This is a genomic window from Eubacterium sp. SB2, from assembly GCF_001244405.1.
Classification (GTDB): domain Bacteria; phylum Bacillota; class Clostridia; order Lachnospirales; family Lachnospiraceae; genus Faecalicatena; species Faecalicatena contortus_B.
The window spans coordinates 1,560,762-1,574,009 of sequence record NZ_LN865153.1; the positions used below are offsets into that span (position 1 = coordinate 1,560,762).

Annotated in this window: 10 protein-coding genes; 7 read left to right on the forward strand and 3 right to left on the reverse strand. The window is 46.8% G+C overall.

Going from position 1 to position 13,248, the window contains the following annotated elements:
* The first annotated feature begins 1,157 nt into the window (after positions 1 to 1,157).
* From BN1938_RS19285 to BN1938_RS19315, 7 genes are all read left to right on the forward strand, one after another.
* A complete protein-coding gene (locus BN1938_RS19285) occupies positions 1,158 to 2,489 on the forward strand; it encodes a putative DNA modification/repair radical SAM protein (protein WP_050642085.1) in 1,332 nt (443 codons plus the stop codon).
* A gap of 13 nt (positions 2,490 to 2,502) precedes the next feature.
* Positions 2,503 to 3,303 carry a TIGR03915 family putative DNA repair protein gene (locus tag BN1938_RS19290; RefSeq protein ID WP_050642086.1) on the forward strand — a complete coding sequence of 267 codons (801 nt, stop codon included), beginning with the start codon at positions 2,503 to 2,505 and terminating at the stop codon, positions 3,301 to 3,303.
* A 224-nt stretch (positions 3,304 to 3,527) separates the two neighbouring features.
* Positions 3,528 to 3,971: an NfeD family protein gene (locus tag BN1938_RS19295; RefSeq protein ID WP_050642087.1), complete on the forward strand. Its 444-nt coding sequence runs from the start codon at positions 3,528 to 3,530 to the stop codon at positions 3,969 to 3,971.
* A gap of 3 nt (positions 3,972 to 3,974) precedes the next feature.
* On the forward strand, positions 3,975 to 4,907 hold the full coding sequence (locus tag BN1938_RS19300; RefSeq protein ID WP_050642088.1) for an SPFH domain-containing protein: 933 nt from the start codon (positions 3,975 to 3,977) through the stop codon (positions 4,905 to 4,907).
* Positions 4,908 to 5,026: 119 nt separating this feature from the next.
* A complete protein-coding gene (locus tag BN1938_RS19305; RefSeq protein ID WP_050642089.1) occupies positions 5,027 to 5,749 on the forward strand; it encodes a LytR/AlgR family response regulator transcription factor in 723 nt (240 codons plus the stop codon).
* Positions 5,742 to 6,593, forward strand: a complete 852-nt coding sequence (locus tag BN1938_RS19310) for a sensor histidine kinase (RefSeq protein ID WP_050642090.1) — start codon at positions 5,742 to 5,744, stop codon at positions 6,591 to 6,593. The genes BN1938_RS19305 and BN1938_RS19310 overlap by 8 nt, the downstream gene beginning before the upstream one ends.
* Positions 6,594 to 6,641: 48 nt before the next feature.
* Positions 6,642 to 9,017 (forward strand): ATP-dependent DNA helicase, encoded by a 2,376-nt coding sequence (locus BN1938_RS19315; protein WP_050642091.1) that lies wholly within the window; start codon positions 6,642 to 6,644, stop codon positions 9,015 to 9,017.
* A gap of 238 nt (positions 9,018 to 9,255) precedes the next feature.
* On the opposite strand, the gene BN1938_RS19320 is transcribed toward BN1938_RS19315, so the two are convergent.
* The 3 genes from BN1938_RS19320 to BN1938_RS19330 all read right to left on the reverse strand — a co-directional run bounded on the left by BN1938_RS19320 (position 9,256) and on the right by BN1938_RS19330 (position 13,049).
* Entirely contained in the window at positions 9,256 to 9,675 is a 420-nt protein-coding gene (locus BN1938_RS19320; protein ID WP_050642092.1) for an Hsp20/alpha crystallin family protein, read from the reverse strand.
* Positions 9,676 to 9,863: 188 nt separating this feature from the next.
* Positions 9,864 to 10,556 carry an ABC transporter ATP-binding protein gene (locus BN1938_RS19325; protein WP_050642093.1) on the reverse strand — a complete coding sequence of 231 codons (693 nt, stop codon included), beginning with the start codon at positions 10,554 to 10,556 and terminating at the stop codon, positions 9,864 to 9,866.
* Between the two features lie 15 nt (positions 10,557 to 10,571).
* Entirely contained in the window at positions 10,572 to 13,049 is a 2,478-nt protein-coding gene (locus BN1938_RS19330) for an ABC transporter permease (protein ID WP_174518421.1), read from the reverse strand.
* Positions 13,050 to 13,248 lie beyond the last annotated feature (199 nt).

Genomic DNA, 13,248 nt, shown 5'->3' on the forward strand with positions numbered 1-13,248 from the left:
GCTGAAACGCCTGCCGCTTTTGATAACATCAGAATAACACGTGTTTGACCAGAATGCAAGAAACAAAATCGGGATTTAGTCGGCTAGCTTTAGACTTGTCGACGGATGGGGACGCTTCATGACAGGGAGGCCGGGGAGGCGCTGGGGCTGTATATGCCGTTGCGATATGCACCCGTGCTGCTAAGTGTTTCTAGAACAGCCGCTGCCGGATAGGCGGGTACGCTGAACACATCACGGGAAATCTGATGATTTCCCGCGCTGGGTTCAGCAACAACTTGATTTGGAGATCAAGTTGTTCCCCGCCTAGCCGGCAGCGGCTGTTCAAGAAACACTAAGCGCACTCCAGCATTTCGCAACGGCATATACAGCCCCAGCGCCTCCCCGGCCTCCCTGTCATAAAGCTGGCTCATCCAATCGGCAGGAAAGCTCGCCAACCGGGTGGGATCCTCGGCCAGGGCAACGGATGTGGATTGGCTATGCGTATCTTTTCATCTTCAAGGTGTATATTAACTGTAAGCCGTATCCCCTTGCTTATGTACACCTACTGGGGACAAAAAAGTCCCGCCAATTCTATATCCATACGCTGCCCCCGTTTGAGGCCCCACCTTAGGAACGTGTCCTTTTCCTGCCGGCCGGATGAACCAGCTCCATGAAGGGATCGCCGAAAACCTCCCGGAGAACATCCATGTCCTTTCAAAAACGCTCAAAGCGGACCTTAGAAATTCTTGGTGGGAAACAGCCCTGAAAATGGAGAGATTTTTGGATTCCGAATCCAAAAATCAACTGACCCAGCGCGAGAAATCATCGGATTTCTCGTGATGTGTCAGTGGTGCTCCATTTTCAGGGCTGTTTCCCGCCTAGAATTTCTTAGGTCCGCGGCCGCGTTTTTGAAAGGACATGGATGTTCTCCGGGAGGTTTTCGGCTATCCTTTTATGGAGCGTCCCCATCCGCGCCGAGACTAAAGCTCGTCGCTAAATCCCTATTGAAAATGTGTGGAAGATATGGTATGATTTGTTATACGAAGAACATATGTTCGGAATAACTGTAGGATTTATTTCAAGAAAGTATACCCAAAGGGCATCCCGTAATACATGCCCTTGTGGGCGGGTCCGCAGCACAGCTGCAGAATAATGTTTAGGAAAAGGGGTGCACGGAGATGGCGGAGATTATACAGGAACAGATGTCGATGTATGACAAACTGCAGATTTTAAGCGACGCCGCCAAATACGATGTGGCCTGCACGTCCAGCGGTGTGGACAGGCAGGGTGACGGAACAGGGATGGGAAACTGCAAGAAATCGGGGATATGCCACAGCTTTTCGGCTGACGGAAGATGCATTTCGTTATTGAAGATTTTATTTACGAATGAATGTATTTATGACTGTAAATACTGTATCAACAGAGCGTCTAACGACGTAGTCAGGACTTCGTTCACGCCGGACGAAATATGCACTCTGACTATGGAGTTTTACCGACGGAATTATATTGAAGGCCTTTTTCTAAGTTCTGGGATACTGAAGACGCCGAATTATACCATGGAGCTGATCTATGCTGCTCTGTACAAGCTGCGCAGGGAATGTAATTTTCAGGGATATATTCATGTGAAGGCGATTCCGGGAGCGGATCAGGAGCTGATTCAGCGGGTGGGTTTTTTGGCGGACAGGATGAGTGTGAATCTGGAGCTTGCCACCGCCGAGAGCCTGCGGCTCCTTGCGCCCCACAAGAGCAGGAAGAATATTCTGGCGCCGATGCGTTTGGTACAGCAGAAGCACAATGATAATAAGCAGGAGATTGTTCAGTATAAGAATGCGCCCCGGTTTGTCCCTGCCGGGCAGAGCACACAGATGATTATCGGTGCTGCTCCTGAGACCGATTACCAGATCCTCAATGTGGCAGAATCTCTCTATAAGAAATTCGAACTGAAGAGGGTGTTCTACTCCGCGTTTGTTTCTGTGAATGAGGACTCGGCACTGCCGGCAAGAACAGGGGAAGGGCCGCCTCTTCTGAGAGAGCACAGACTGTATCAAGCGGACTGGCTGCTGAGATATTACCGATTTGAAGCAGGGGAGCTGCTGGATGAAAAGAACCCGAATTTTAATATTTTTCTCGATCCAAAGTGCGACTGGGCGCTGAAGCATCTGGAATATTTTCCGGTGGAGGTGAACCGGGCAGACTATAATACACTTTTGCGGGTGCCCGGAATCGGAGTAAAGTCGGCTTCCAGGATTGTGAAGGCGAGAAGGATGGGAACTCTGCAGTTTGAAGATTTGAAAAAGATGGGAGTCGTACTAAAGCGTGCACTTTATTTTCTGACATGCAACGGCAGAATGATGTACAAAACCAGGATTGAAGAGGATTATATTATGAGAAACCTGCTGAATACAAAGGAAAAGCTGCCGGATTCTGTGACCGGCATGACTTACCGGCAGCTTTCTTTATTTGATGATGTGACCTTCAGGGAAGCACAGGTTTTCAGCATATTGGAGTAAAAGAGGAACAGAGATGAAACAGGTCTATATTTGTTATGACACAATAACAGGCATATTTTCCGCTATCCACGATGCGTGGAAAGAAAATAGGAACGGTGAAGCTGGTATTGCACTGCGCGGCCGGATGACCCCGCAGTTGTTCTGTGAGTACAGGGAGACGGCAGAGTCGGGAAAAAAGTCAATTGCGGTTGAGCGGCTGATAAAACAGAATCTTGGGTATAATACTTACTGGGATATCTATCATGCCCTTCTGGCAGACGATTCCGAGAAGGCGGATGCCGTATATAATACCATGCTGGCAGCCAGAACCATACCAGACAGCAGGAAGATCATGGAACACCTGAGTAATCCATATGTTGCCAAGGTGTTTGAACTGAGCAGGAGTGTGGCCAATGAGGCGCATCTGTTTACGGAGTTCATCCGCTTTCGGGAATTGGAGAACGGAGTCCTGCTCTCGGAGATTACGCCGAAGGGGCAGGTGCTCACCTGCATTGCAGATCATTTTACAAATCGTTTTCCGCTGGAGAACTGGATGGTTTATGATAAAACGCATAAGGTATTTCTGATTCATCAGGCAGGAAAGAACTGGGTTCTTGTCCAGGGAGAGGAACTGAATCCGGAGACAGCAGGCAGAATATCGGAGGCAGAAGGAGAATTTGAGCGTTTATGGAAAGGGTTCTGCAGCTCAATCTCAATCAAAGAGCGTGAAAATCTGGCCCTGCAGAGGTCACACCTGCCGATGCATTTCCGACAGGATATGACAGAATTTTGTGACAGCTCAGTCAGGTCTGCGCATTTACTGCGCAGACCGTAAGAAAACGAGGGGGCCACAGGCATCCAGCCCATCGCAAAGCGATTTTAATGGCTGGATGCGTAACAGTTCAGATTTACCTGAACTGTTACAGAGTTTCATTAAAACAGGATTTCACTGCATTCACGCAAAAAGTATTGTATAATAGAATAAGCTGGATTAACATATAACTATCATCAGGAAGGGTTATTAACCGGATGAAATAAAATCTGAGAGAAGGGAGAAATATGGAGAGAGAAGCTTTTGTATGGCTTGGACTGCTGATAGTTTTTCTGGTAATCGAGATTATAACGGTCGGGCTTACATCGGTCTGGCTGGCAGGGGGTGCTCTGGCAGCGCTGCTTCTGAACATTGCCGGTCTGAATCTGATCTGGCAGGTTGGCGCATTTTTCGTTGTCTCATTTTTACTTTTGTTTTTTACCCGTCCTTTTGCGGTAAAATACATAAACGCCCATCATGAGAAGACAAATTATGAGGGCGTTATAGGTAAAATAGTCAGGGTGACGGAGACTGTTGATAATCTGGCACAGACAGGAACCGCAGTCGTCAATGGGCTGGACTGGACAGCAAGGGCAGAAAAGGATGAAGATATCCTCGAGCCCGGTACACTGGCCAAGGTGGTAAGCATTTCCGGCGTGAAACTGATTGTAAAGAAATATGAGGAGGAATAGAATATGGGACTTTGGATTGGAATTGTAATACTAATTATAGTACTGTTAATCCTGGTTGCAAACATCAGGATTGTACCCCAGGCACACGCGTATATACTGGAGCGTCTTGGCGGATACAAAGAGACATGGGGAGTAGGCCTGCATTTTAAAATTCCGATTCTGGACAGAGTTGCAAAGAAAGTGTCTTTGAAGGAGCAGGTGGTAGATTTTGAACCACAGGCCGTGATTACAAAGGATAATGTTACGATGCAGATTGATACGGTCGTATTCTTCCAGATTACAGACCCGAAACAGTATGCATACGGCGTTGAAAGCCCGATCGCAGCTATTGAGAATCTGACGGCAACTACACTGCGTAATATTATCGGCGATCTGGAACTGGATGAGACGTTGACATCCAGAGAGACGATTAACTCCCAGATGAGAACATCTCTTGATATCGCAACTGACCCATGGGGGATCAAGGTAAACCGTGTTGAGTTAAAGAATATTATGCCGCCAAAGGCTATCCAGGATGCGATGGAGAAGCAGATGAAGGCGGAGCGTGAACGAAGAGAATCCATCCTGAGAGCAGAAGGAGAGAAGAAATCCACGATTCTTGTGGCAGAAGGTGAGAAAGAGTCCGTGATCCTCGAGGCGGAAGCGGCTAAACAGGCTGCAATTCTGAAGGCGGAGGCCGAGAAGCAGAAGAGGATTAAGGAAGCTGAAGGACAGGCGGAAGCGATCAGATCGGTACAGCTGGCTACGGCTGATGGTATTAAGTTTATCAGGGAAGCCGGTGCTGATGATGCAGTGCTTACCATCAAGAGCCTGGAGGCATTTGCAAAGGCGGCTGACGGTAAGGCGACCAAGATCATCATCCCATCCGAACTGCAGGGGATAGCCGGCCTGACAAAGACGATTTCAGAAATCGCGCATTACGAGAAGGCTGAGTAAACCAGCATGAGCCGGAACGTAATCATGAGTTATGAGTGAGCGTGCCGGAGAATAGAATGGAAGTAAAAGCGTAACAGTTCAGGCCTGCCTAAACTGTTACGTAGAACCAGGAGCAGGATATGGCAAGGATTTTGGTATTGGAAGACGAGGAGCGGAGCAGGGAAGCACTGAGGAACATGCTCTGCCACATATCGGCTGACATAACGGTGAATACGGCGGCAGACCTGGCAGAGGCCAGGCTGCTGCTGCATGGCACCGTTTCTTTTGATTTATTTTTACTGGATGTAAATCTTGTAAAAGAGGATAAGGAAGACTCCTCCGGCCTGATCTTTGCAGAGGAGATACGCAGTATCATCAAGTATGAGTTCACACCTGTTGTTATGATCACATCGGTTGCGTCCCTGGAGATAGAGGCTTACCGCAGGATACACTGTTATCAGTATCTCTTAAAGCCTTACAGCGAAGCAGATGTACAGGCCGTAGTGAAAAAGGTGCTGTCCCACGTACGCGCAGAGGAAAAACCGTACATTATCGTTAAGAAAAACGGGATTAATTATAAGATATTGTGTGAAGAGATTGTTTTCTGCAAGGCAATTCCCCGGGGACTCTGCCTTTATCTGAAAGAGGAGAAGATGGAAGTTCCTTATCTCTCTATACGCCAGCTTATGGAGAAACTGCCAAAGCAGGAGTTTTTCCAGTGCCACAGGATGTTTGCAGTGAATAAGACATACGTGAAGTATTATGATCTGGTAAATCAGATGATACAGGTGGAGGGATATCAGGAGAAAATTGATATTGGTGTTACCTATAAGACTGAGATAAGGAGGCTGCTAAATGAATAAAACAGTAAGAAAATTCCTTTACCGGGTCTTTTGTTTCATTTCCCTTGCAATTGCAGTTTACCTGGTGATCGACTTGAAGATAAGCAGGACGCTGGATTTTAAGATGATCATTGTTTTCATTTTATTACTTGTTGTGATTATATGGGGGACGATTGACTGGAAGCTGAGCAATGACATCATAAGGGAGCAGGAAAAGGAACTGAAGATGTATCGGCACTATATTCAACCTCTGGAGGAACTGGTAAAGGAGATCAGGGCAAGGCAGCATGAATTTGACAATCATCTGAATGCGGTTTTGAACATGCACCTTACGGTGGATTCTTATGAAGAACTTGTGAGCAGACAGTCGGAGTATGTGAAGGCCATCAGCAGAGAGGGCGGCAGCCAGTATCTGCCGCTTTTGAAAATCAGTGATAAGGTACTCGCAGGCTTTCTTTACAGTAAAATTGTCAGTTCCAGGGAAGGCATTGAGACAGAGATAGAGGTGCGCAGCAGGGAGATCATTTCCCGGGTGTCAGAGCACAGTCTGATTGAGATTGTGGGGGTTCTGGTGGACAATGCGTATGAGGCGTGCCCCGAGGAGGGGGGCCGGGTGCGCATGATTCTGGATTCCCGGCAGGATCATCTGATTTTCCAGATATTCAACCAGCACGAGAAGATCTCACTGGAAGAGATCGGACATTTTTTTGAAAATGGATTTACTACAAAGAGCAAAAAGAGAGGGGACAGGGGACTTGGTCTTTACCGCGCCAAAATGATCGCAGAGAAAGCGGGGGGTGAGATTACGGTGGGGCAGGAAGAGATCGGCGGAGAGAATTATATTCAGTTTGCCGTAGTGATTTAGAGGTAACAAGAGTGGCTTTTCCTGATTGGACGAGGTATAATAACAGACATGGAAGAAAAAGAACTGATCAAAATATCTGTCCGCAATCTGGTGGAATTTATTCTGCGCGAGGGGGACATCGACAACAGAACAGGGGGCGGCGCGGACAAAGAGGCCATGCTGCAGGGAAGCAGAATCCATCGCAGGATACAGCGGCGTATGGGTTCTGATTATCGTGCAGAGGTTTCTCTGAAAATGCAGATTCCCTGCGAAGGATTTACACTGCAGGTAGAGGGGCGGGCCGACGGAATCATCGAGGACGGGCAGGGCGTCATGATCGATGAAATCAAGGGTGTCCTCAGGGAGCTCCTGCATATTGAGGCCCCCTCCAATGTACATCTGGCACAGGCTAAGTGCTACGCATATATGTATGCCAGGCAGGAGAATCTGCAGAACATCCGTGTGCAGATGACCTACTGCAATCTGGATACGGAAGAGCTGAAGAGATTTATCCGGGAGTTTACCAGGGATGAACTGGAAAAATGGTTTCTGGAGCTGGTCGGTAAGTATGAAAAATGGGCGAAGTTTCAGATCGAATGGAAGTCGGGTCGGAATGCATCGATTAAGAAGATAGAGTTTCCTTTTGAGTACAGAGACGGGCAGAGAGAGATTGTGACTTCAGTCTATAAAACGATACTCAGAAAGAAGAAGTTGTTTATACAGGCCCCGACGGGCGTGGGGAAAACCATGGCGGCCGTCTTTCCGGCGGTGCGGGCCATGGGGGAAGAGCTGGGGGAACGCATTTTTTATCTGACTGCTAAAACAATTACAAGAACCGTGGCAGAACAGGCCTTTCAGACTCTGAAGGGTCAAGGGCTCCTCATGAAGGTGATTACCCTGACCGCAAAGGAAAAGATATGCTTTTGCGAAGAGACAGTCTGTAATCCAGACAACTGCCCTTATGCAAAAGGGCATTATGACAGGGTGAACGATGCCGTGTTTGACTTGATTATGAACGCGGATGATTTGAGCAGAGAGGCAATAGAGAAACAGGCGCAGAAGTACAATGTGTGTCCGTTTGAGATGGCACTCGATGTTTCGGTATGGTCGGATGCCATTATCTGTGATTACAACTACGTTTTTGATCCAAACGCACATTTAAAGCGCTTTTTCTCCGAGGGAAATAAAGGCGGCTATCTGTATCTCATTGATGAGGCACACAATCTGGTTGAACGGGGGCGCGAGATGTACAGCGCCGTTCTATATAAAGAGGATGTGCTTGAGATAAAGCGCCTGGTAAAAAACGAAGATCCTAAGCTGGCGAAAAAACTGGAGGAGTGCAACAAGCAGCTGCTTATGCTGAAAAGAGAGTGTGAGAACTATCAGATTCTGGAAAGTGTTTCCCACATCGCGGTTAAGCTGATGAATGTCATGTCCGGCCTGGAGGAGTATTTGGAGGAAGAACACAGCGAGGAAAAAAGAGAGCAGGTTCTGGATTTTTATTTTCAGGTCAGAGACTTTTTGAATATTCATGATATTTTAGATGAAAACTATGTCATTTATTCGGAGCTTGAACGTGGCGGCCGTTTCCGTGTAAAGCTGCTCTGTGTCAATCCTTCCGTAAATCTGCAGACTTACTTGGAGCAGGGAAACAGTACCATATTTTTTTCCGCCACATTGCTGCCCATCCATTATTATAAAAAGCTGCTCAGCGTGGAGAACGATGATTATGCAATCTATGCAGAATCCTCTTTCCCAAGGGAGAACCGTCTTCTTCTGCTTGGCAACGATGTGAGCACAAAGTACACCATGCGGGGAGCAGACATGTATGAGAAGTTTGCCAGATATATTCTTAATATAGTGGAGGGGAGAAAGGGCAATTATATGGTTTTCTTTCCGTCCTACCGGTTTATGGAGGATGTACAGGAATGTTTTCAGAATATGATGCAGGGGCGCAGCGACATAGAATGTATTGTGCAGTCGCAGTTTATGGGAGAAGAAGCCAGAGAAATCTTTCTGGAGACATTCGAAGAAGAGCGGGAGTGCAGCCTCGTGGGATTCTGCGTGATGGGCGGTATCTTTTCGGAGGGCATTGACCTCACCCAGGACAGGCTTATTGGGGCAGTGATTATCGGAACGGGACTCCCGCAGGTATGCAATGACAGAGAGATATTGAAACAGTATTTTGACAGCAGAAACATGAAGGGGTTTGATTATGCCTATCTTTACCCGGGAATGAACAAAGTACTGCAGTCTGCCGGCAGAGTCATCAGAACGGAGGAGGACCGTGGCGTTATCATACTGCTGGATGAGCGGTTTATGCAGAGACAGTACCGGGAGATATTTCCGCGGGAGTGGGAGGGGTACCAGATCTGCAGGATAGATAACCTTGTGCCAAGGATAGAGGAATTCTGGGGAGGAGAACCATCAGACAGCCTGGTATAATAGTGAGTGAAGGAACTGTTATGGACGCAGTCCGGCTCAGCGGAACAAAGTGGGCAGGCCCACCTCAATTCCTCAGCCCCTCACTCATGAGGAGCTTGTATACTTTAGCACCGCCTCAATGCGCTTTGCGGCTATATATCATAAAAAAGCAGGAAGCACCGGGCTCCCTGCTTTTTTACGTATATACATTTTCAAAAGTCAGACGATTTATAGCTTCACATAGAGGGTTTACTTAAAGCTAATCAATAGTAATGTATTTAGGTTTTTCTTCGATTGCCTTTGGAGCCTCTTTGGGGACGCACAGGCATAAAACGCCGTCTTTAAATGATGCTTTAATGTCGTCCTGTTTTAATTGGTCACCAACATAGAATCTGCGGTTGCATGACCCGGTATAGCGCTCTTTGCGGATGCAGTTGCCTTTTTCGTCTTTTTCCTCCTGGCTTTCTTCGTGAGTGGCGGTAATTGTGAGATATCCGTCTTTCAGGTCAGCTTTGATGTCTTCTTTATTGTAGCCAGGAAGCTCCATTTCTACGAGGTAGTTATTGTCTTTCTCATGAATGTCTGTCTTCATGATCTGTGATGAAGAGTTGTCAAAAGGTCTTTCAAAAAATGGGTCTTTAAAGAAATCATTAAAAAAACTTCTGTTTGATAATAACATAGTTCATACCTCCTAAAAATCAATTTGTTATCTTTGTTCTACATGTAATATATCACATGATTATTAGCACTGTCAATAGGTGAGTGCTAATTTTATAATTTCTTAATAATTTCCATCCCTACATACTACAAAAACCAGATATTAGTCCGCAAGATTCAGCCTTGCGGACGGATAGAGGCCCCTACAAATTAATCAACGCACCTCACTCCGTCCCTTATCGTAATGATATGGCCGCTGCGTTCTGCCGCTTCAGCGGAATGTGTGACCATGATGATAGTCTGGCCGGTATGTTTATTGATGGAATGCAGTAATTCCATGATTTCACCACCTGTTTTGCTGTCCAAATTCCCGGTGGGTTCGTCCGCAAACAATATCTCGGGATTTCCAATAAGAGCCCGCGCGATTGCTACACGCTGCTGCTGGCCCCCGGATAACTCTCTGGGTGTATGTTTTTTCCTTTCTGTCAGCCCGACAGTTTCAATGATTTCATCCAGCCGGCTTCTGTAATCTTTCATCTTTTTTCCATCTAACAGCAGAGGCAGCATGACGTTTTCCTCTACATTTAAGTTGGGGATGAGATTATAAAATTGGAATACAAATCCGATTTTACGACGGCGTATGATACTCATTTTATGGTCGTCAAATTTTGAAATGTCTGTCCCGTCCATATATACGGAGCCGCTGCTTGGCACATCAAGACCGCCCAGGATGTAGAGTAATGTGCTTTTTCCAGAGCCGGAAGGACCCATAATGGAGACGAAGTCCCCTTTCCTGACTTTTAGGGATATATTTTTTAGAATCCGTGTTGGTGTGTCGCCTATATAAAAGTCTTTGATTATATTTCTGCCTTCAATGGCGGTATCGTTGATCATTGTCCTCATCTGTCAGATCTCCTTTTATTCAAATTTGATTTCTTCTACTAATTTCATTTTACGGGTTTTTATAATAGGAACGACGGAACTTACTAAAGTTACGGCTATTCCCATAGCCCCGGCTGATAGAAATGTTACAATATCCAGCTCCGGCTGCATGGAAATCCTGGGGCCTGCCACTAGAAATATTGTTTTTATTTCCAGATAGGAGACCAGTATAGCAATTAAGGCCCCAATCATTCCGGTTGTGCAGCTCTCAATTACCATCATTTTTGTGTTTTGTTTGTTGCTTAATCCGACGGACTTATACATGGCAATGGTCCGTCGCCTTTGTATATAGTTGATCAGCAGATTATTAATGTTACCGACTGCTGCCAGCAGCAGTATGAAGTAAGTCATACTCTGCATGGGTCTCAGAAACGCACCGACGGTGGTATGAGCGTCAGAATTGAACTCCTCTACGGTTCTGCTCCAGTTTTGGGTATTGCCAAACAGGCTGCGGATCTGAACCATGACCGCATTTGGATCCGCGGCGGTATAAGCCAGAAAATGGAAGGCGGACGGGTGAAAATCGGAAATGGCATAGCGGGAAGGAATAATGGCCTCCACATCGGTTGCCCTTGATTTAAAACTTCCTGCGACGAGATAGGAATAGTCCCCGCCGCTGTCTGATAAGGTTAGATGATCTCCAACGGCATATCCGGTACGGGTTAAACAGTCCTCGCTTAATAGGATGGAGCGCTGCGTTTCAAAATCTTCGATGGCCTGCTCTTTCATTTTGTGTTTGGTGTAGTTGAGATTGAACATGGAGTTATACCAGTTTAAATGATCGGTGGCCTCCAAACGCGTAAATGTGATGTCCCCGCTTCTTATTTGATTATTGAAAACATAAAGAGGCAGCACCTTATCGATTCCATCTATCTCTTTTACTGTTTCTATAAAAACGTCATCCATTTCCCCGTCGGCAAATCCCTCCAGTTCGGCGCCGTTAAAGACATCGGTGATGTAAGTATTTACAAACCCTCCCACTACCGTAATGGCAATCACTGCGGATATGCTGATAAACAGCAGGGTGATGTTCTGTGTAAAATTCTTATTATTCCTCATATTTCTTGCGGCGAGCATACCCTCGTTTTTGAAGAGGACCGCGTATATTCTTTCCAGGATTCCTGAAAGCAGGTTCGTGACAAGCGGTATGACCAGAATCGCCGCTGCGATCAGCCCAAGCAGTGATAAACCTCCGGCAATATACAGCAATGTTCCGGAAAACAGATAGGGGAGTACGGCCGAAATGACAAACAGAACGGCACCGGTCCCCATAATAAAACGGCTGGAGGCTTTTTGTTCCACCACAACCCCTAAGACGACCGCTTTTACAGGAAGCCGCCCGGCCCTTCGGACAGGAATCCATGCGCTGAGCAATGTGACAATCACTGCCGCCGCAAGGGAAAGTAAGATTCCAGCCCAGGAAATCACGGGGGAGATTTCTATGCCCTGTGATAATGTGCCGCTCATTCCCCGCAGGATCATTCTTAAAACCAGAATTCCGAGAGGAATGCCTGCAAAGCCTCCCACACAGCCATAAAGAAGACTCTCTAAAAGTAAAATTCCGGTGACCATTTTTTGAGTTGCCCCAATACTGCGAAAGGTGCCGATGACGGGCAGACGGTCCAGCGTAATGACCTTATAACTGCTGTAAATAATGAAGATACTCATGGTTAGGGAGAAAAAGCTGATCAGAAAAAAGGGCATTGTCTTTTGCCGGGCGCCCGCGGCTATAGATGCCTCGTCAACGATCTGTGTAACGGTAAATGTACTGTCCGATAATTCACCAAAGAGCGAAGCCGCCAGTGATTCTGCGGAAATACCGTCTTCAGGCTCGATCAGAATTTCGCTGTAACCCGGGCAGTCGGTGATTTCCGCCAGGGTATCCAGAGGAAGAAGGGCGGTTGCGCCTCTGGTCTGACGCAGAAAAACGGTATCATACTTTGCAATTGCCGCAACCTCAAATTCGATAGGAGCGCCGTCTATCTGGAGTGCTATACGTTCCCCCTTTTCGATGCCATACTTTTGCGTAAACCGATCCGGTAAGATAACCTGATAGCCGGAGAAATTTTCGATTTCACCGCCGCCGCACAGCTGGGGTTTGTTTATCTGATTCAATAAAGAGAGATCGGAGCCGATCAGATCAATGGATTCATAATAGCCGTTTTCATGATATAAAGCGTCTCCCTTCAGGATTCCGGCTTTTGCCTTGATACCCGGCAGATCCGGTATGTCCTCTAACTGCAGAACATTTGTTTCGGACCTGGAAGTAACGGAGACGGACGCCGTACCGGACATTCCGCGGGCCATTTTTCTTTGTGCGTTTTCGTAGGATTCCCCGATCGAAAAGGAAACGAATAAAAGGACTGTCGAGAGAATAATTGATAAGAGCATGACGGCCGTTCTTACCTTTCTTTCCTTCACATTCGTTAGAATGTACTTAAAAATAATTTTCACATTTACACCTGCTTTCTATAGACTACTGTTTTACCAAGAACAAAGTGGGCAAGCCCGCCTCAATTCCCCATTCCTGTACTCATGAAGGGCTTGCACGCTTTGGCGCCGCCGCGATGCCGCTTTGCGGCTATATACCTTATCGCGGCGTGTACGTCCCCCGGAGGGTTTTTATGGTATAGGAAATTCCAGCGAAATTTCC

What these genes read in the sequence shown, in the direction of transcription:
- BN1938_RS19320 (WP_050642092.1), bottom strand. Translation starts at nt 9,675, where the DNA reads ATGTTATTATCAAACAGAAGTTTTTTTAATGATTTCTTTAAAGACCCA.
- BN1938_RS19315 (WP_050642091.1), top strand. Translation starts at nt 6,642, where the DNA reads ATGGAAGAAAAAGAACTGATCAAAATATCTGTCCGCAATCTGGTGGAA.
- BN1938_RS19310 (WP_050642090.1), top strand. Translation starts at nt 5,742, where the DNA reads ATGAATAAAACAGTAAGAAAATTCCTTTACCGGGTCTTTTGTTTCATT.
- BN1938_RS19295 (WP_050642087.1), top strand. Translation starts at nt 3,528, where the DNA reads ATGGAGAGAGAAGCTTTTGTATGGCTTGGACTGCTGATAGTTTTTCTG.
- BN1938_RS19290 (WP_050642086.1), top strand. Translation starts at nt 2,503, where the DNA reads ATGAAACAGGTCTATATTTGTTATGACACAATAACAGGCATATTTTCC.
- BN1938_RS19325 (WP_050642093.1), bottom strand. Translation starts at nt 10,556, where the DNA reads ATGAGGACAATGATCAACGATACCGCCATTGAAGGCAGAAATATAATC.
- BN1938_RS19285 (WP_050642085.1), top strand. Translation starts at nt 1,158, where the DNA reads ATGGCGGAGATTATACAGGAACAGATGTCGATGTATGACAAACTGCAG.
- BN1938_RS19305 (WP_050642089.1), top strand. Translation starts at nt 5,027, where the DNA reads ATGGCAAGGATTTTGGTATTGGAAGACGAGGAGCGGAGCAGGGAAGCA.
- BN1938_RS19300 (WP_050642088.1), top strand. Translation starts at nt 3,975, where the DNA reads ATGGGACTTTGGATTGGAATTGTAATACTAATTATAGTACTGTTAATC.